This is a genomic window from Pseudomonas sp. B21-031, from assembly GCF_024748985.1.
GTDB lineage: Bacteria > Pseudomonadota > Gammaproteobacteria > Pseudomonadales > Pseudomonadaceae > Aquipseudomonas > Aquipseudomonas kermanshahensis.
On record NZ_CP087181.1, the window covers coordinates 2,833,880 to 2,853,089 of the forward strand.

Genomic DNA, 19,210 nt, shown 5'->3' on the forward strand with positions numbered 1-19,210 from the left:
CTGCCCTTGCGGGCTTTTATTGTTATGAACGTGAAGAGAGGACGTTTAAGCCATTGTGCGCTGGGCGAGCAGGGCGCGCGCTACCCTGGAGGCCGTTGGCCGGCCAAGCTGGGCACCGATGAACTCACCTGCTTCGATCACCGCGTCCAGGTCGACACCATGGCGCACGCCCAGGCCATCGAGCAGGTACAGCAGGTCCTCGGTGGCGACATTGCCGGTGGCACCTGGCGAATACGGGCAACCACCCAGGCCGCCCACCGAGCTGTCGAACACCCGCACACCCGCCTCCAACGCGGTATGGATATTGGCGATTGCCATGCCATAGGTGTCATGGAAGTGCCCGGCCAGTGCGCTCACAGGTACGACCTGGCGGCAGGCCTGGATCAGTGCCCGAGTGGCCGCCGGTGTACCCGCGCCGATGGTGTCGCCCAGGCTGATCTCGTAACAGCCCATGCCGAACAGCGAGGCGCTGACCGCGGCCACGGCCTGCGGCTTGACCGGGCCGCTGAACGGGCAGCCCATGACGCATGAAACATAACCGCGCACGCTAACACCGGCCTCTCGAGCGCGCACCAAGACCTGCTGGTATTGGCGCAGGCTCTGATCTATCGAGCAGTTGAGGTTGCGCTGTGAGAATGCCTCGGAAGCCGCCGCAAACACGGCGACCTCGCGACAGCCCGCCGCTATGGCCGCTTCCAGCCCTTTGAGGTTGGGCACCAGCGCCGTCCAGGCCACACCTGGGCGCACCGGCAACGCCTTGAACACTTCATCGGAGCCGGCCATCTGCGGCACCCAGCGAGGCGAGACAAAGGCCCCGGCCTCCAAGGTTTGCAGCCCGGCGTCGGCCAACCGCAGCAGCAGCTGCACGCGAATCTGCGGCGAAAGCGTCAGCCGTTCATTCTGCAGGCCGTCCCGCGCGCCCACCTCTACCAGCCGTACCGCCTCCATTACTGCGCCCGCTTGTGCTTGAGCAGTTCTGCGGCTTTGTCAGCACGCACATCGCGCGCCTCGACCATCTGCTTGACCAGCCAGTTCAGCTCGTCGCCGCGGGCACCCGCCGACAGCGCAATGTTGCGCGCGTGCAAGGCCATATGGCCGCGCTGGATGCCTTCGGTCGACAGTGCCCGTAGCGCGCCGAGGTTTTGTGCAAGGCCGACGGCAACTGCGATTTCGGCCAGCTCCTGTGCGGTTTTAACCCCCAGGATGCGCAGTGACAGCTGCGCCAGGGGGTGCGTCTTGGTGGCGCCGCCAACCAGGCCGACCGGCATGGGCATCTCCAGGGTGCCGACCAGATGGCCCTGGCTGTCCTTCTCCCAGGTGGTCAGCGAACCGTAGTGCCCATTGCGGCACGCATAGGCATGGGCACCGGCCTCGACCGCACGCCAGTCATTGCCGGTGGCGACGATCAACGGGTCGATGCCATTCATGATGCCCTTGTTGTGGGTGGCGGCGCGGTACGGGTCAACCACGGCAAAGTTGTAGGCATCGAGGATGCCTTCGATGACCGCTTCACCTGTGTAGACGCCAGTGCTTAGCAGTTCTGGGGCAATACGCACCTGCGCGCGGGCCAGGCGCAGGTCGGCCAGGTTGGAGAGGATACGCAGGCGGACCTTGCCGCCGGTAATTTCTTCCAGCAAGGGCGCCACGGCCTCGGCCATGGTGTTGACCGTGTTGGCGCCCATGGCATCGCGTACGTCGACGATCAGGTGGGCCACCAGCATCGGCCCGCGCGGGCTCTGGGCGAAAGTATGCACCTCAATGTCACGGCAACCGCCCCCTAGGCTGTTGAGCAGCTGGTCCTTGCGGTTGGCCAGTTCGATGATTTCGTCTTTGTGGCGCAACAGGCTCAAGCGTGCGTTGAAGGGGTCGGCGACCTCGACGATCTGTACCTGGGCACGCATCAATGGCAGCGAACTCGACGTCTTGAAGCCGCCGGCCTCGCGTGCCAGCTTGGCCATGAAGGACGCCGCAGCGACCACCGAAGGCTCCTCCACCACCAACGGCACGACCACGTCGCGGCCGTTGATCTGGAAGTTGCTGGCCACGGCGTAGGGCAGCTCGAAGGTGCCGATCACGTTCTCGATCATGCCGTCGGCGATGGCCAACGGCAAAGCGCCGGCGTCACGCAGCAGGGCGACGTCTGCCTGGGGCAGTTCGAGTGCGTCCTGCAAGTGGCTGAGGCGTTCAGCGGGTGACATGGCGCGGAACATGGGCAGGCGGGAGTCGATGCTCATGGGGAGGAGTCTCTTGCAGTTATTGTTGTGAGTTGGCGCCACCGTAGTCCGATCTGTCTGGTGAAAGAAGGTACAGTTTGGCCAGACAGTACCTAAGCTGTACCCTTTGTTCAGACAAGGCATTCGGGACACCTGGCGATGGCGCGGCAGACACTCGCAGAGCAACTGGCAGCATCCTTGGCCGAGCAGATCGGCAACGGCACGTATTGCATTGGCGAACGCCTGCCGTCCCTGCGCGAGTGCATGCGTTTGTTCGGCCATTCGAAAAACACCGTGATCAATGCCTATGAGTCGCTGGCCTCGCAAGGCCTGGTCGAAGCGCGCCACGGGCAAGGTTTTTTCGTCAAGCAGGGCGCGCCACGCAGCAACGAGCCAGAGGAGCCACTGCCCTACACCCGGGCGATGGACACCATTTGGCTAATGCGTCAGCAGTTCGTCCGCGAGCCTGGCCATTCGCCATTGGGCGAGGGCTTCCCGCCGGTGGAGTGGTTGATGGACATGCGCCTGGACAAGTTCACCCGGCAAATCATGCGCACCGGCGTCACCACGCTGTTTCGTTATGGCAACCGCCTGGGCAACGCCAGCTTGCGTCAACACCTGGTGCAAAAGCTGGCCAGCTATGCAATCACCGCCAGCCCCAGGCAAATCGTCACCACCCACGGCGCCAACCACGCGCTGGACCTGATCATTCGCCGCTTCATCGCCCCAGGCGACAGCGTGCTGGTGGAAGACCCTGGCTACTACCCGCTGTTTGGCAAGTTGCAGCTGCAAGGCGCACGCATGCTCTCGGTACCTCGGCTGCAGGATGGGCCGGATATCGAGGTGCTGGAACAGCACCTGCGCCTGCATAAACCCAAGCTGTTCTTCATCCAGTCTGTCGGCCACAACCCGACGGGGTCTGATATTTCCCCCAGCAAGGCGCATCGGTTGGTGCAACTGGCTGAAGAACACAACTTCCTGCTGGTGGACGATGATGCGATGGCCGATTTCAAACCGGCTGCGGCGATCAAGGTGTCGGCACTGGACCAATTGCAGCGCTCACTGTATGTCGGCAGCTTCTCCAAGTCGGTGTCTGCGGCCTTGAGAGTAGGCTTTATCGCCGGCAGCAAAGAGGTGATCGATGAACTGGGCGACCTGAAGATGCTGCTGCACACCAGCACCTCCGAGCTGTGCGAGCGCACTGTTGACGTCATCCTCACCGAAGGGCACTTCCTGCGCCACGTGATCCGCCTTCAAGAGCGCTTGAAAGCCGCTACCAGCGCAGGCTTACAGATGCTCGACGGGATCGGCGCCGAGGTATTCGCGCGGCCCGAGCAAAGCCTGTACCTGTGGGCCAGGTTTGCCCATGTCGACGACGCCAGGGAGTTGACCCGGCAATTACTGCCCAAGGGCTTCATGATTGCCCCGGGGCATATCTTTGCGCCGGAGCAGGCGCGGGTTAACCCTTGGACGCGCTTGAACGTGGCCTATTTGAATGATGCGTTGCTCAAGGCGGTGTTGGGGCGTGAGGCAGGCTAGGGTGCCCTGTCAGCGCAGCCAACGGCGTAGCGCGTATTGCCGTAAACTGGTTATCAAGGGTTTACCTGTGCAGGAGGCCTTCATCATGCGCAGATTCATGCTGTTGCTCGCTATCACAGCGATTGCGGGGTGCCAGGCGCCCATGCCGGCTGCCAACCCGCAGATGGCCTGGGTCGATTTCTCGGTGCCGTTCCCCAACGACAGGGTGCTGATGGCCGAGCGTCTCGACAATCAGCGCCTGCGCGACGGTCGCTTTTTCCAGGTCAGCCCTGGCAGCCATGAGCTGATTGTCCGTTTCGACTTCGAGGCCAGCGGTGGCTCAGGCATGAGCATGATGGGGGGCAGCACCGTTCGCGAATGCTACCTGACCCTCAACTACTTGCACTTCAAGGCGGGCCAGCGCTACGTGCTGGAGGCGCGCTCAATGGCCTTGACGCCGGAAGCGCGGTTATACGATGCCCAAGGGCAGAAGGTTGCAGAGGTGAGCGAGTTCTATTGTCTTATGTGAGTGATACCTGCCGTATGAATCGTCCGCTGTTCGTTTCTCTGGATGGGCCCAAAGGCACCGGCAAGACCACCTTGCTGGAGGCCATTACCCAAGTGCTGAGGGCAGGCAACAACAAGGTAATCCGGCTTAGCGAGCGCAATAACGACCCCAACAGGGGTAAAACCATGGCCTTGGTCAACCAACTCGCCAGAAACCCCTGCCGGGAGCTGGAGTTGGGGGTTTGTGAGCGCTTGGCCGATAGCCGAAGCTGGATTTCACAGCATGTGCTGCCCAAGCAGCCGCCGGGCAGCATCATCCTGATCGATCGCTGGTACCCCTCTGATGCCGCGTTTCGGCGGACAGTGCCGTTTGCGGAGATTCTGCGGTTGAACATTGAGCGAAACGTGCGCGTGCCAGACCTGCATGTCGGCGTGGTCACCGACCCTGAGGTTTCATGGGCGAGGGCTGCGGCGCGCTCGCGTGGGTTGGGGAGCACGGTGATGTTCAACTTGGGGGAACAGGTGGCCAGTACCGAGGCATTCGAGCGGGCGGTGGCGGAGCAGGGGTGGGTGTTGTGCCGGAATGAAGGGACGGTGGAAGAGGCGACGATGCAGGTGGTTTCGGAGATTTACAGGGTGTTGGGATGCCGGTGAATGCTGCTTGATCCACGAGGAGGGTGAAGAAATCCATGGGCGGAGTACAAGTGTACTCTCTGCTGCCGGTTTCAAACCTAGATGGCAGTATTAAGGGCCATGCTGCTACCCGGCCGGGTACGGTCTATGCTCGAACCGTGAATCACGCATTGCCCTTCTACAGCCAGCCTGTTCGTCCTGGCTGATTACACTGTTCGCATCGCCACACATGGAGTACCCGGGATGGGCTGCATGTTGATCGCTCGTGCTGCTCTGAAGCCAGGCGGCCTATGGCTTGTGCTTATTGCTACAGCGCCTTCGGGCGGCAGAGGGCCGCAGCCATGAGCAATAAAGGGCGCGGCTATTCCTTGCAATGGCTGGTGGCGTTGGCCATTGTGCTGGGCATGTCGCTGCTGGGCGCGGGGCTTGCCTGGCAGGGCTATCGCGGTATCCAGCAGACGCTGGTGGCTGCCGCAGGCGACACTGCCCGGCAGTTCGGCAAGACCATCGATGAACGCGCCCGGCGCTTGGTCGACCCCGTGCAGAGCAGCATCCGCCTGCTGGCCTTCAACCCGACGGCCAGCACCCTCGCGCAGCGCCTGGAGCGGCTGCCGCAACTGGTCGAAAGCCTCAACGCGAACAAGATGCTGAGCGCCGCTTATATGGGCTATCCCAATGGCGAGTTCTTGCTGGTGCGCAGGCTCAAGGACCCGCAACTGCTCCAGCGTTACGCCGCACCGGCAGGAACCGCGTTTCTGGTGCAGAGCGTCAGCAAGGGCGACGACGGCACGCTGCTGGGGGAGTGGCGGTTCTACGACCCGGCGCTGGCGCTACTCAAGTCCGAGGCCAAGCCGAATTACCGCTATGATCCCCGCGTACGCCCCTGGTTCGTCGAAGCATCCGGGCAGTCCACCACTGTCTTTACCCACCCCTACGTGTTCTTCACCACCCGCGAGATCGGCATGACCATGGCCCAGCGCAGCGTCGACGGCGGCTCGGTGGTCGGCATGGACGTCTCGGTCGACGACCTGGCCAGCGAAACCCGCGACATGCGCATGACCGCAGGCACCGAGATCGCCGTGGTAGACGGGAAGGGCAGTGTGGTGGCGTACCCGGACCTGGCGCGGGTCATCGTGCATGAAGGGGAGGCCGTGCGCCTGTCCCGTATCACCGAGCTGGGCATCCCGAGCCTGGCACAGCTCTACGCGCACTTGCCCCAGGGCAGCCAGCCTGAAGCGTTCCAGGTGGACGGTGAAACCTGGTACGGCATGCTCGAGCAACTGACGACCCTGGCCGGGCAAGACTTGCAGGTGCTGATTGCCGTGCCGGCCCACGAACTGCTGGCCGACGCACGCAAGGTGCTGGTCGAGCAGTTGCTCTGGGCCGCAGTGCTGATGGGGGTGTTGCTGCCGCTCGGCGGCTTGCTGGGCCGGCGAATCGGCCGCCCGCTGCGCCTTCTGGCCGATCAGGTGCGTGGCCTGGCCAGCTTCGATTTCAGCCGTGAGGTGGGGGTTGAGTCGCAGGTGACCGAGGTGCGTGAGTTGAGCCGGGTGCTTAGTCGCATGTCCGGGACCATCCGCAACTTCCAGGCGATCACCCTGACGCTCAGCCGTGAAAGCCAGTTGGAACACATGCTCGACGGGGTGCTCACCCCTCTGGTGGATGCTGCCGGGGCCAGTGCTGGCGCGGTGTACCTGTTCGATGCCGAGCGCGGCGTGTTGCGCCTGGCCGCCGCCTGCCGAGGCGAGGGCTACCCGGAGGCGTTGCCGATTGGCGAGCACGCCCCTGATAAGTTGGCGAACGCCGTGACACAGGCCCTGGCACTACAGGGCCGCGGTCACGCGGTGGTGCTCGATGATCGTGGTCACGCGTTGCTCGGCATCCTGGTGCTGCAGCTGGCGAGTGAGCAGGCGCTTGCTGGAATGGGTGAACCGTTCCGACGCTTTGTCGAGGAACTGTCCGGCGCTGCTGCGGTGGCGATCGAGACCCGTCAGCTGGTCGAGGACCAGCAGCGCCTGCTCGACGCCATGATCAAGCTGCTGGCCGATGCCATCGATGCCAAGAGTGCCTACACCGGAGGCCACTGCGAACGCGTGCCGCAACTGGCGCAGATGCTCTTGGACAAGGCCGTGGCGGCCGACAGCGGCCCCTACGCCGGTTTCACCATGAGCGAGGCCGAGCGTTATGAATTTCGGGTAGCGGCCTGGCTGCATGACTGCGGCAAGGTCACCAGCCCCGAATATGTGGTGGACAAGGCCACCAAGCTGGAGACCCTGTACAACCGCATCCATGAGGTACGCATGCGCTTCGAGGTGCTCTGGCGCGACGCCGAGCTGGTGTACTGGCAAGGCGTGGCCAGCGGCGCGGATCAGCAGGTGCTGCAACGTACGCTTGAGCAGAGCAAGGTCGAACTGCAGGAGGCGTTCGCCTTCGTCGCCAAGGCCAATATTGGCGGCGAGTGCATGCAGGACGAAGACGTCGAGCGTTTGCGCCGCATCGGCGAGCGGCGCTGGCAGCGCCATTTCGACAACCGCCTGGGCATCTCCCGCGACGAAGAGGCGCGCTTTGCCGGTGCGCCGCCTGTGCAACTGCCGGTGGACGAACCGCTACTGGCCGACCGCACCGAACACCGGGTGCCCTGGGGGCCGCGCAAACCACCGGTGGCCAAAGGCGACCCGCGCAATGTCTGGGGTTTCGACATGCGCCTGCCGGCCAATGCCAGCGACCATGGCGAGTTGTACAACCTATCAATCCGCCGCGGCACGCTGAACGACGAGGAGCGCTTCAAGATCAACGAACACATCGTGCAGACCATCATCATGCTCAGTTCGCTGCCGTTTCCGCGTCAGATGCGGCGTGTGCCCGATATCGCCGGCAATCATCATGAAAAAATGGACGGCAGCGGGTATCCGCGACGGTTGGGCAAGGCAGACCTGGGCATCGCCGAGCGGGTGATGGCGATCGCCGATATCTTCGAGGCACTGACGGCGGCGGATCGGCCGTACAAGGCGCCGAAAACCCTGTCCGAATCAGTGAAGATTCTGGTGTTCATGGCGCGGGACAACCATGTGGATAGTGAACTGCTGCGCTTGTTCCTGAGCAGTGGCGTGTATCGGGAATATGGCGAGCGGTTCTTGCGGGCAGAGCAGATGGATGAGGTGGATGTAGGGTATTGGCTAGGGCAGATCTAAGCGAGCTTTGGCCCGATATTGCTAACGCGCACTGTAGAGTCCGCCTTGGCGGCGATGCGACCTTTTCAGGTCCATTCGCCGGCAGGCGGATACCTACACGTTGCGCGGATTACTTGATCAGCGGTACGCCACTGAGCTTCTGCAATTCGTCGAAGTCGATGTCGGCGCAGATCTCGACCACTTTCAGCCCGTCGGACGTCACGTCCAGCACGGCCAGGTCGGTGTAGATGCGGCTGACGCACCCAATGCCAGTCAGCGGATAAGTGCACTCGGGCACGATCTTGCTTTCGCCGGACTTGGTCAGGTGGTCCATCATCACGAACACCTGGCGGGCGCCGGTGGCGAGGTCCATCGCGCCGCCTACGGCCGGGATCGAGCCTTCGGCGCCGGTGTGCCAGTTGGCCAGGTCACCTTTGGCCGATACTTGGAAGGCGCCCAGTACGGCGATGTCCAGGTGGCCGCCACGCATCATCGAGAACGAGTCGGCGTGGTGGAAGAAGGCACCCCCGGTGAGCAGGGTCACGTGCTGCTTGCCGGCGTTGATCAGGTCATCGTCTTCTTCGCCCGGCGCGGGGCTTGGGCCCATGCCCAGCAGGCCGTTCTCGCTGTGCAGGAACACTTCCTTGTCGCCCAGGTAGTTGGCCACCATGGTCGGTGCGCCGATGCCCAGGTTGACGTAGGCGCCTTCCTGAATGTCTGCGGCCACGCGCTGGGCCATCTCGGTGCGGGAGAGCTTTTTGGTGATGGTCATGGCAGGCCTCAGACAGCGTTGGCGATCGAAGAAGCGGCAGCACCGGTGACGGCGACCACGCGCTGGACGAAGATACCCGGGGTGATGATGTGCTCCGGGTCCAGTTCACCGAGTTCGACAATCTGGTCGACCTGGGCAATGGCGGTCTTGGCAGCCATGGCCATGATCGGGCCGAAGTTGCGAGCGGCCTTGCGGTAAACCAGGTTGCCCCAACGGTCACCCTTGTGCGCCTTGATCAGCGCGAAGTCAGCGTGCAGCGGCATTTCCAGGACGTACTGGCGGCCGTCGATCTCACGGGTTTCTTTACCTTCGGCCAGCAGGGTGCCGTAGCCGGTCGGCGAGAAGAACGCACCGATGCCCGAGCCTGCGGCGCGGATACGCTCCGCCAGGTTGCCTTGTGGTACCACTTCGAGTTCGATCTTGCCGGCCCGGAACAGTTCGTCGAAGACATAGGAGTCGGACTGGCGCGGGAACGAGCAGACCACCTTGCGCACGCTGCCCGCCTTGAGCAGCGCGGCCAGGCCGACCTCACCGTTGCCGGCGTTGTTGCTGATGATGGTCAGGTCGCGGGTACCGGTGGCGATCAGAGCATCAATCAGCTCAGACGGCATACCAGCAGTGCCGAAGCCACCGACCATGATGGTCGAACCGTCGGTGATGCCTTCCACCGCGCTGGCGATGGACTCAAACGTTTTATTGATCAAAGCGAGCTCCTGGTTTTTCCTGGAGTAGGGATTGTCGACCTGGCCGGCGCGCTTCGAAGCGACTGGGCCAGTCAGCGCCTAGGAAATGTTTGCTGACTGCCGATAGCGTGCCGCAAGATTGGGCACAAGTAGAGAGAGGGGAGCGGATTTTGTGCGATTATCGAACTGTTGTGCGGTGTGCGGGTATGGTTGATGAGCATCTCACCCCAGGTTTTTCTTTGAATCGTGCGGGCGTCATTGCGCAAATTACAGGTCGTTTTCTCTACCCGCGAGATACTCGAACAGCTTGGCCGCCTCCGGCGATAGCTGGGTCTCACCTGCAACCCCTACATACAGCGTTCGCATGGCCCACTCATCGGTGAGCCCGATGGCTTGGATCTGCGTCCCTAGCAGCTCTTTCCTCACTGATGCCAGTGGCAGAACGCCCACGCCAAGGCCGGCCTCGATCATCCTGCAGATCCCATCGAAGCTGCTGACCTGAATGCGAACCTTCAGCATCTGTCCGTTCGCTACTGCTGCGTCAGTCAAGCGCCGGAGCAGGGAACTGCCTTGGTTGAGTGCCACGAAATCGTAGTCTAGCGCGTGCGCCAGCGCTATCTCGCTCGATGCAGTCAGTGGGTGATCAGTGGGCACCAGCAGCACCAGTTGATCACGCCGGTAGACCCTCTTCAACAGCCCCTCAGACGCGACGTTGTCAGCAAAAATCCCGATGTCAGCTCGGCCATTGAAAACAGCGTCCACAATGTCGTCGCTGAGCGCTTCGTCCATCCCTATGCGGACATGCGGATTATCGGCCAGGTAGCACGCCAGATCCTGGGGTAGAAATTGGACGACAGCAGACGTGTTGGCGGTCAGTCGAACGTGACCCCGCACCCCCATGGCAAAGTCATTTGCATCGCAGGCCATGCGGTTGACGCTCTCGAGTATATGCCGAGCGTGATCAGCGATGCCTCGACCCGCTGCAGTCAATTCCACCCCGCGTGGCAAGCGGACGAACAGTGCGCAGTCGGTTATTCGCTCCAGCTCAGACAGGCGCTTGCTCGCGGTGGAGAGCGTCATGTTTGCGCGATGGGCCGCTTGGGTCAGATTGAGCGTTTCTGCCGCGAAGACCAAGAGGCGTAGGGATACCAAATCCACATGTAGAAGGCTCATCAACGGCTCCTAGCCTTTCGATTTTGGAAAGGGTACTGGATAATTTCGCAATTTTCATCATGCACAATGAGAGGGATCATCCTGCCATAACAACCCACAAGAGCGGATGACGCCATGACCCTCCCATTACAAGGCATCAAGGTCATCGAAATGGGGCAGCTGATTGCTGGCCCGTTTGCTGCCAAGATGCTCGCCGAGTTTGGTGCCGACGTTATCAAGATCGAGCCACCTGTGACCGGCGACCCTCTGCGCAAATGGCGCATGCTTCACAACGGAACATCCGTATGGTGGGCGTCTCAATCGCGCAACAAGCGCTCTATTACGCTGGATCTGCGTCAGGCTGAAGCCCATGATGTGGTCAAACGGCTGGTTGCAGACGCTGATATCCTCATCGAAAACTTCCGCCCCGGCACGCTTGAAAAGTGGGGCCTAGGGTGGGACGTCCTGCGCGAAATCAACCCACGCCTGGTCATGCTGCGTGTGTCTGGCTACGGGCAGAGCGGCCCGTACCGTGACTTGCCGGGCTTTGGTGTCATTGGGGAGGCCATGGGTGGCTTACGCCATCTTTCCGGTGAGCCAGGGCGTACGCCTGTGCGGGTTGGGGTGTCGATCGGTGACTCTCTGTCTGCGCTTCATGGGGTGATTGGCGTTCTTCTGGCTTTGCGCCATAGAGAGCAGAACAACGGCGAGGGGCAGCAGGTTGATGTCGCGCTGTACGAGTCTGTGTTCAACATGATGGAAAGCCTGATCCCTGAGTACTCGGTATTCGAGTCCATTCGCCAACCGGCTGGCAGCAGCCTGCCTGGGATCGCACCCACAAATGCATACCGTTGCAAGGATGGAAAGTATGCGCTGATCGCGGGTAATGGGGACAGCATCTATCGCCGCCTGATGGAGAAGATTGATCGCCTCGATCTCGCCAATGATCCTGAGCTTGAACAGAACGATGGCCGCGTCCGACACGTGGCCCGCATCGACGCTGCGATCTCGACCTGGACAGCCGAGCGCTCGCTTGAAGAAGTCCTGGATGCGCTGAACGATGCGCGCATTCCTGCCGGCAAGATCTACGACGCCGCCGATATCGCAGCCGACCCCCATTACCAGGCTCGTGACATGTTGCTGGCGAGCACGCTGGACGATGGAACACCGGTCACCCTGCCAGGCATCGTGCCCAAGCTCCTTTCCACGCCAGGGCAATTGCGATCAAGGGCACCGACCCTCGGCGAGCACACCGACCACGTCTTGAATGCGTACGGCATCGACGCGCAAACCCGTGAACAGTGGCGCGCACGCGGCATTATTTGAAGTACGGAGTAACCTGATGAAACGTCTATTTATGCAGGAAGTCGCAACCCGTGACGGCTTCCAGAACGAAGCAACCTTCATCGAGACGGCTGACAAGATTTCGATGATCGACACGCTTAGCCAGTGCGGCTTCGCCAAAATTGAAGTGACCTCGTTTACCTCGCCTAAGGCGATTCCGGCGCTGCGTGACGCAGAAGCCGTGATGCATGGCATCAAACGCCAGCCCGGGGTCGAGTATACGGTGCTCGTTCCCAATGTCCGGGGTGCCGAGCGCGCTTTGGGTTGCGGAATCGACGAGGCCAACCTGGTCATGTCGGTGAGCGAACCCCACAACAGGTCCAATCTGCGCATGACCCGTGAAGACTCCTTTGCTCAATTGAAGGAAGTAGTCTCGGTTATTGGCCAAGGCCCCGTTGCCGTGAACGTGTCGCTCTCTACGGTATTCGGTTGTCCGATGCAGGGCGATGTGGCGTTTGCAGAGGTAATGAGCTGGGTTGCCCGCTTCGCAGATTTGGGTGTGCGTGGGGTTACGCTGTGCGACACCACAGGCATGGCGTTCCCTTCACAGGTGCAGGCCATGTCAGCTGAGGTGCTCAAACGCTTCCCTGAACTTCAGGTCACGCTGCATTTCCACAACACCCGCGGCATGGCCCTGGCCAACACGTTGGCCGCACTCGAGGCCGGGGTCGATCGGTTTGACGCTTCACTCGGTGGGCTGGGCGGCTGTCCCTACGCCCCGGGCGCGAGTGGCAATGTGTGTACTGAAGACCTCGTTCACATGCTCGACCTGATCGGATACGACACCGGCGTCGACCTGGACAAAATTCTCTTGGCCTCAGCACGCCTACCGGGGTTGATTGGGCACTCAACGCCCAGCCAGATCCTCAAGGCGGGTAAGCGCCTGAACCTGCACCCCATCCCTGATCACGTTCACAACATGACCAAGCAAGTCGTGTCGGCGGTACCGGAGGTGGCGAAATGATTGACCACCTGGATCATCTGGTACTTACCACGGTCGATGTCGAAGCGTGCAAAGACTTCTATGTCCGCGTGTTGGGCATGCGCCTCGAGACTTTCGGGGCAGGGCGCCTGGCCTTTTGTTTTGGTAATCAGAAGATCAACGTCCACGTCCGCGGTCAGGAGTTCGAGCCAAAGGCCCATCTGCCCGTTCCTGGCGCGTTGGACTTGTGCTTCATCGCCAGCGTCGATCTTGAACAGGTGATTGCACATCTGCAGGCCCAGGCGTGGCCGATCGTTGAAGGGCCCATTCAGCGAACGGGCGCCACTGGGCCTATCCGTTCAGTCTACGTGCGCGACCCAGATCTCAACCTGATCGAGATTTCCGAGCCGCTGTGAACGCGCTCGCGACCTAACAAAATAACAAGAGGTACTTCATGAATATCGTATTCCTGGACGGCGCCAGCCTGCCGTCTGCCATGCCGCGCCCCGCATTGGCTAACAGCTGGACTGTCCGCGAGCGCACTGGCCCTGACGAGGTGGTCGCTGCGCTTGCGGATGCCCAGGTCGCCATTACCAACAAGGTGCAATTGGGGCGGGTGCAGCTTGAACAACTCCCTGGGTTGAAGCTGATCTGCGTCGCAGCGGTTTACGTGCTGGCCTTCCTGATGCCTGCCACGCACAGGTAGCGGGCGGGCTGGCGCGTGACTTTTCAGCTATGAGGCAAGCATGCCTCAGCCGTTCCGCTGTAAGCGCTATATGAGATATTCCGCGTTGAGTACAAATGTACTCCATGCGAGTGCGCTTCCAAAAGGCGAAGCGCTGTGCTCGCTATCGCTCGGCATCACGCTTTAGAATCGCCTCCAGTGGAAAGTCGCTCATAAGCGTAAGAAAGAGGCAATTTATGGATCGCGAAGGCGCCGGCTCTTCAGGAGACTTGGATGCTCCCGCATCACCCCATCAGGAGTCCGCGTTTCCGACGAGCGTTTTGGAGCGCCTGCAGTTGGCGCTCGATGCTGGCGCGATCGTTGGAACGTGGGTATGGAACATCCTCGACAACCAAGTGACTGCGGATGAGCGATTCTCGCGATCTTTTGGACTTCCAGCAGATAAATGCATGGCGGGTATCCCGATTGAGGAAGCCTTCGCCTCTATTCACCCTGACGATCGTGAACGTGTCTCTGCCGATATCGAAGAGGCGATGAGCCGCGGGGGTGCCTACCGGTGTGAATACCGCGTCAGACAGCATGATGGCAACTACCGTTGGATTGAGGCTAATGGTAGAGCTGAGCTTGACGATGAAGGTCGCGCTGTTCGGTTCCCTGGCGTTCTCATGGACATTGAGTCACGCCGGTCAGCAGAGGCTGAGCGCGACAGGATGTCAGCGTTGCTTCGTACCTTCACTGCTGCCGTTCCGGGTGTTGTCTACGCCAAAGATCTAGCGGGGCGGCTGATTGTTGCCAACGATGGTGTCACCCAACTGGTTGGCAAGCCACCGGAGCTCTACCTGGGCAAAACCGATTTGGAGTTTTTGGAAGACAAAGCCCAAGCACGCCAGATAATGGAAACCGATCGGCACATTATGCAGGGCGGGCAGGCCGTTCAGATCGAAGAGCGTGTCGACATGCCGGATGGCACAGCCACCTACTGGCTTTCGGTCAAAGCGCCACTGTGCGACGAAGCAGGCGAGGTCATCGGGCTGATCGGCTCGTCCATCGATGTAACCGCGCGAAGAAATGCCGAGGCGGAACTGCTTGAACTCAACCGCACCTTGGAAGCGAGGGTTGCAGAAGCCGTGGCCGAGCGAGAAGCGGCGCAAGCAGCGCTGCGTCAATCGCAAAAAATGGAAGCGGTCGGCCAACTGACCGGAGGTATCGCACACGACTTCAACAATCTGCTGGCGGGCATCACGGGGAGCCTTGATTTGATCAAGCTCCGCTTGAAGCAGGGACGCATAGCTGATGTAGAGCGCTACCTGACGGTGGCCCACGGTGCGGCGCATAGGGCAGCCTCACTCACTCACCGGCTGCTAGCGTTCTCTCGCCGCCAGACACTGATGCCTGTTCATACCAATGTGAACACCCTCATCAGCGATATGGAGGAGCTAATAAGTCGGACAGTAGGGCCGGCCATTCAACTCAAGGTGGAGCTCCATGCGGCATCGAGTACCTGCCTGGTCGACCCGGCCCAAGTGGAGAACGCGCTGCTGAACTTGTGCATCAACGCGCGTGACGCGTTGAAAGGCGGAGGGTCAATCGCCATCAAGACCTACAACGAGGAGCTGGTGCAAGGGGCCGAGCTGGATCCGGAATTGGAGCCTGGAACTTACTTCACAATCTGTGTCGCCGACGACGGTCTCGGCATGAGTACTGAAACGCTCACTCGAGTATTTGAGCCGTTCTTCACGACCAAACCCGTAGGGGCGGGCACCGGGCTTGGGCTGTCCATGATTTATGGCTTTGCCAAACAATCGGGCGGCCAGGTCAGGATCGAGTCGGAAGAGGGGCGAGGAACCCGGGTGTTCCTTCAATTACCCAGCCTTGCAGCCAGCGTCGAAGCTGTACCTCGCGCAGAGTCCGTGCCTGAATCGCCAATGGCCGCGCCAGGCGAGACGGTACTGGTCGTCGATGATGAGCCCTCCGTCCGCATGTTTGTGAGTGAGGCGCTGGGGAACTGCGGCTATATCGTCATTGAGGCCGCCGACAGTCTAGCGGGCCTTCAATTACTGCGTTCGGATACCCGCATCGATTTGCTGGTGACCGACATTGGCCTCCCAGGAGGCATTGACGGCAGGCAGATGGCCGATGCCGGCCGCTGTACTCGGTCGGGGCTTCCGGTCTTGTTCATGACTGGGTATGCGCAGCCGCACGTTTTGGACAATGCCCAGCTAGAGCCCAACACGGCTGTGCTGACGAAACCGTTCACGCTTGAAGCGTTGACGTTGAACGTTAATGCTTTGCTCAAGGGTTGCTAAACCAAAACGAGTACGACACGCAAATATCTGAGGCGATCGACTGCGGTCATGACGGACTCCTCTGCAGTTCTCAATGAGGGGTGTTTTATCTGGCCCGCCTGAAATCTTGATGAGATCAGGCGGGCTGAAGAGACTATTTCAACTGAGCGACGAGTGCCTTGGCTACGCCTTCAGAGCTTGCTGGGTTCTGCCCTGTGACCAGCTTGCCGTCTTCGATGATGAATGGCGCCCAATCGGGGCCTTTCTGGTAATGCCCGCCCAAGCGCTGGAACTCATCCTCGATCAGGAAAGGCACCACGTCGGTTAACGCCACGGCCGCTTCCTCGCCGTTCGTAAAGCCGGTAACTCGACGGCCTTTAATCAACGGGGCGCCGTCAGCAGCCTTGACATGGCGAAGTGCGCCAGGCGCGTGGCATACGAACCCAATGGGTTTGCCAGCGCGCTCAAAAGACTCAATCAGGCTGATGGAGGTCTTTGACTCCGCGAGGTCCCACAGCGGCCCATGACCTCCCGGGTAAAATACCGTGTCAAAGTCCTTCTCGCTGACGGTATCGAGCTTGACGGTATTCGCCAGTGCCTTTTGCGCAGCTGCGTCGGCATTGAAGCGTTGGGTCATGTCAGTTTGGAAGTCAGCCAGTTCACTTTTCGGATCAAGCGGTGGTTGGCCTCCTGCAGGCGACGCGAGAACGATTTCGGCACCAGCCTCCTTGAAGATGTAGTAGGGGGCGGCGAATTCTTCGAGCCAAAACCCCGTTTTCAACCCGGTGTCACCGAGTTTGTCGTGCGACGTAAGTACCATCAAAACTTTCATTTCTTGTCCCTCTAACTCAGAAGTCCTGCGATGTCGGACGCAGCACGATCTCGTTGATATCCACGTCAGCCGGTTGCTCAATGGCGAATGCGATGGCTCGTGCAACGGATTGCGCAGGAATTGCGTTTTTGTAGAAATCAGCCACTGCCTGCGCACTGGCCTCATGCCCGCTACCGAACTTAAGCTCAGAATCTACCGCACCGGGTTCGATTGTGGTCGTGCGGATGCTTCTACCAACCTCATGGCGCAAGCCATCCGAGATCGCGCTAACAGCGTATTTTGTGCCGCTGTAGACAGAACCCCCTGGGCTGAACACCTTGATACCGGCCACGGAAGAGATATTGATGAAGTGACCTGAGCCTTGCTTCTCGAACAGAGGTAACGCAGCCGCGATACCGTACATGACCCCCTTGATGTTGATGTCGATCATACGATCCCATTCATCGACTCGCAGTTCCGAGAGAGGTGCGATTGCCATCAGGCCGGCGTTGTTGATCATCACGTCTACACGGCCAAACGTGTCCACTGCGTGCTGAACGAGGGCAACCAGGTTTTCGCGACGGGTCACGTCTACCACGCACGCCGTGGCTTTACCGCCAGCGGCTTGGATGTCCGCAACGATTGCCTGAAGCCGGTCGTTGCGGCGTGCGGCCAACACGACGGAGGCACCCCGTTTCGCCAAGTGCCGAGCGCTGGATTCGCCCAGACCACTACTTGCACCCGTGATTACGACTACCTTCCCTTCGATACCATTGTTCATTTCGTTAACCTCGGTGGGTGGAGATGGCACCGATTATGAGTTGCCATTCAATCACATAGAATGGAATATTTAGGATTTGAAAATTCCAATTTGTGGAATAACGTAATGCTGAACCGATTAGAAATGATCAGAGTTTTCCTTACGGTCGTAGACGCTTCGTCCTTCCGTGAGGCCGCGAATCAGTTGGGAGCCTCCCCGCAAAAGGTTACGCGAGCGGTGCAGGAGCTTGAGCGGCTACTGGGCGAGCCCCTGTTTCACCGGAGCACGCGACAGATGAGGATCACGGATTTCGGAAGGGAGCTGGCCCGGGATGCGAGAGCGTCCGTAGAAAGTTTCGACCAACTGTTTGCGAAGGCAGACCATGGTGAGGAGGACGGGGTCGTTGGGCGCGTGGGGCTGACCGCCCCTCATGCGATCGGCAAACTCTATCTTGCGCGCTTCCTGGCAGAGTTGCGCCGGCAACATCCACAATTGAGCATCGACCTTTCGTTGGATGATGAGCTGACAGACTCAGTGGTATCGAAGATTGATATTGGCATTCGGGTGGGTACCGTCCGAGATCGGCGATTTATCGCCAGGACTGTCGCGAGTGTTCCGCTGATTGTCGTTGCCGCGCCCGCGCTCCTCACCAGTGCGGGTATGCCCTCGAACCTGGACCAGCTCAAAGACATGCCCTTGTCCTTGCTCCTGGATCGTAGGTCCGGGCGCGGTTGGCCGTGGATTTTTGCTAACGAAGAAAGTTTTACGCCTGAGCAACCTGGCTTCACCTGTGATGATCCGGAAACCGAGTTGGAAATGGTGCTGCAGGGGGCTGTGTTTGCCCAAATGCCCTTGTATCTCGCGGAGCCTCATTTGTCCCAAGGTACCCTTGTGCAGGTGGTGCCTGACTATGCTCCGCAGCCGCTCGATTTGGTTCTTTATCGTACGCGACCCGGGCCCGCGCCACGCCGAATACGACTGGTATATGACTTCTTGTTGAAGAAGCTCGGCGACAAAGATCTGTTTCCTGGTGGTGCTCCAACGGTGGCTTAACAGGGTGTGCACAGGTCAGCAATGATCATCTTCCGCGCTGATCCAAAAATTATGTGTTGTTCTAGGGGTAAGCGGCGCAGGCGGTGATAATAGGGGCAATGACAAGGGCCATATCATGCTGACCATCTCCAATAACGTGCATCTGCCGGATGCCGAAATCGAACTGACATACATCCGCGCGCAAGGCGCGGGTGGCCAGAACGTCAACAAGGTGTCCAGTGCCGTGCACCTGCGCTTCGACATCCGTGCCTCATCGCTGCCCGAGTTCTATAAGGAGCGGCTGCTGGCGCTGCGTGACAGCCGCATCACCGGTGACGGCGTGTTGATCATCAAGGGCCAGCAGTATCGCACCCAGGAGCAGAACCGTGCTGACGCACTGGCGCGTCTTGCCGAGTTGATCATCAGTGCCGGCAAGACCGAGAAGAAACGCCGCCCCACCAAGCCGACCCTCGGCTCGAAGACCCGCCGCCTCGAAGGAAAAGCCAGGCGGAGTACGGTCAAGGCGGGTCGGGGTAGGGTGGACTTCTAGTACGGGTAGGCCAGCACCTCTGGGTCAATGCTGTGATTGCGCTTGCAGGTTATGAGTTGGAGCCGAAGCGGCAAGGGCGGCAGGCCTGGATGACAGGGCTGCGATTGCCGCTATCAAGGCGAGGCCACCAATGAAGCACGATGGCGACCGTTTTTGCCGAGCTGTTGAGGCAA

Annotated in this window: 18 protein-coding genes; 11 read left to right on the forward strand and 7 right to left on the reverse strand. The window is 60.5% G+C overall.

What is annotated here, in order from left to right:
* Positions 1-45: 45 nt before the first annotated feature.
* Entirely contained in the window at positions 46-948 is a 903-nt protein-coding gene (locus tag LOY53_RS12565) for a hydroxymethylglutaryl-CoA lyase (RefSeq protein WP_252824070.1), read from the reverse strand.
* Positions 948-2,234: a hydroxymethylglutaryl-CoA reductase, degradative gene (locus LOY53_RS12570; RefSeq protein ID WP_252824071.1), complete on the reverse strand. Its 1,287-nt coding sequence runs from the start codon at positions 2,232-2,234 to the stop codon at positions 948-950. The genes LOY53_RS12565 and LOY53_RS12570 overlap by 1 nt, the downstream gene beginning before the upstream one ends.
* Before the next feature lie 138 nt (positions 2,235-2,372).
* Here LOY53_RS12570 and LOY53_RS12575 point away from each other — a divergent pair, with 138 nt between their 5' ends.
* The 4 genes from LOY53_RS12575 (at position 2,373) to LOY53_RS12590 (ending at position 8,062) form a co-directional block, all read left to right on the forward strand.
* Complete coding sequence (locus LOY53_RS12575) at positions 2,373-3,752, forward strand: PLP-dependent aminotransferase family protein (protein WP_258704106.1); 1,380 nt, start codon at positions 2,373-2,375, stop codon at positions 3,750-3,752.
* 85 nt (positions 3,753-3,837) lie between these two features.
* Positions 3,838-4,260, forward strand: a complete 423-nt coding sequence (locus LOY53_RS12580; protein WP_252824073.1) for a hypothetical protein — start codon at positions 3,838-3,840, stop codon at positions 4,258-4,260.
* A gap of 14 nt (positions 4,261-4,274) precedes the next feature.
* On the forward strand, positions 4,275-4,892 hold the full coding sequence (locus LOY53_RS12585) for a dTMP kinase (protein WP_258704107.1): 618 nt from the start codon (positions 4,275-4,277) through the stop codon (positions 4,890-4,892).
* A 320-nt stretch (positions 4,893-5,212) separates the two neighbouring features.
* Entirely contained in the window at positions 5,213-8,062 is a 2,850-nt protein-coding gene (locus LOY53_RS12590; RefSeq protein ID WP_258704108.1) for an HD domain-containing phosphohydrolase, read from the forward strand.
* A 109-nt stretch (positions 8,063-8,171) separates the two neighbouring features.
* Here the strand turns inward: LOY53_RS12590 and LOY53_RS12595 are convergent, their stop codons facing one another.
* The 3 genes from LOY53_RS12595 to LOY53_RS12605 all read right to left on the reverse strand — a co-directional run bounded on the left by LOY53_RS12595 (position 8,172) and on the right by LOY53_RS12605 (position 10,669).
* Entirely contained in the window at positions 8,172-8,813 is a 642-nt protein-coding gene (locus LOY53_RS12595) for a 3-oxoacid CoA-transferase subunit B (protein ID WP_027593312.1), read from the reverse strand.
* Between the two features lie 8 nt (positions 8,814-8,821).
* On the reverse strand, positions 8,822-9,517 hold the full coding sequence (locus LOY53_RS12600) for a 3-oxoacid CoA-transferase subunit A (RefSeq protein ID WP_027593311.1): 696 nt from the start codon (positions 9,515-9,517) through the stop codon (positions 8,822-8,824).
* A gap of 246 nt (positions 9,518-9,763) precedes the next feature.
* On the reverse strand, positions 9,764-10,669 hold the full coding sequence (locus LOY53_RS12605) for a LysR family transcriptional regulator (protein WP_408981361.1): 906 nt from the start codon (positions 10,667-10,669) through the stop codon (positions 9,764-9,766).
* 114 nt (positions 10,670-10,783) lie between these two features.
* Here LOY53_RS12605 and LOY53_RS12610 point away from each other — a divergent pair, with 114 nt between their 5' ends.
* The 5 genes from LOY53_RS12610 (at position 10,784) to LOY53_RS12630 (ending at position 15,905) form a co-directional block, all read left to right on the forward strand.
* Complete coding sequence (locus tag LOY53_RS12610; protein WP_258704110.1) at positions 10,784-11,974, forward strand: CaiB/BaiF CoA-transferase family protein; 1,191 nt, start codon at positions 10,784-10,786, stop codon at positions 11,972-11,974.
* A gap of 16 nt (positions 11,975-11,990) precedes the next feature.
* Positions 11,991-12,956 carry a hydroxymethylglutaryl-CoA lyase gene (locus LOY53_RS12615; RefSeq protein WP_252824077.1) on the forward strand — a complete coding sequence of 322 codons (966 nt, stop codon included), beginning with the start codon at positions 11,991-11,993 and terminating at the stop codon, positions 12,954-12,956.
* A complete protein-coding gene (locus tag LOY53_RS12620) occupies positions 12,953-13,330 on the forward strand; it encodes a VOC family protein (protein ID WP_252824078.1) in 378 nt (125 codons plus the stop codon). Before LOY53_RS12615 ends, LOY53_RS12620 begins: the two co-directional genes overlap by 4 nt.
* Before the next feature lie 38 nt (positions 13,331-13,368).
* Positions 13,369-13,620, forward strand: coding sequence for a hypothetical protein (locus LOY53_RS12625; RefSeq protein ID WP_258704111.1), 252 nt, complete (start codon positions 13,369-13,371; stop codon positions 13,618-13,620).
* A gap of 215 nt (positions 13,621-13,835) precedes the next feature.
* Positions 13,836-15,905 carry a PAS domain-containing sensor histidine kinase gene (locus LOY53_RS12630; protein WP_258704112.1) on the forward strand — a complete coding sequence of 690 codons (2,070 nt, stop codon included), beginning with the start codon at positions 13,836-13,838 and terminating at the stop codon, positions 15,903-15,905.
* 133 nt (positions 15,906-16,038) lie between these two features.
* Here the strand turns inward: LOY53_RS12630 and LOY53_RS12635 are convergent, their stop codons facing one another.
* Positions 16,039-16,716, reverse strand: coding sequence for a type 1 glutamine amidotransferase domain-containing protein (locus LOY53_RS12635; protein WP_252824085.1), 678 nt, complete (start codon positions 16,714-16,716; stop codon positions 16,039-16,041).
* Between the two features lie 16 nt (positions 16,717-16,732).
* Positions 16,733-17,476 carry an SDR family oxidoreductase gene (locus LOY53_RS12640; RefSeq protein ID WP_258704113.1) on the reverse strand — a complete coding sequence of 248 codons (744 nt, stop codon included), beginning with the start codon at positions 17,474-17,476 and terminating at the stop codon, positions 16,733-16,735.
* A gap of 105 nt (positions 17,477-17,581) precedes the next feature.
* On the opposite strand from LOY53_RS12640, the gene LOY53_RS12645 reads away from it, so the two are divergent.
* Together LOY53_RS12645 and arfB are read left to right on the forward strand one after the other, a co-directional pair.
* Positions 17,582-18,508, forward strand: coding sequence for a LysR family transcriptional regulator (locus LOY53_RS12645; RefSeq protein WP_258704114.1), 927 nt, complete (start codon positions 17,582-17,584; stop codon positions 18,506-18,508).
* A gap of 115 nt (positions 18,509-18,623) precedes the next feature.
* Positions 18,624-19,037 carry an alternative ribosome rescue aminoacyl-tRNA hydrolase ArfB gene (gene arfB, locus LOY53_RS12650; RefSeq protein ID WP_085272877.1) on the forward strand — a complete coding sequence of 138 codons (414 nt, stop codon included), beginning with the start codon at positions 18,624-18,626 and terminating at the stop codon, positions 19,035-19,037.
* Positions 19,038-19,210: the final 173 nt, after the last annotated feature.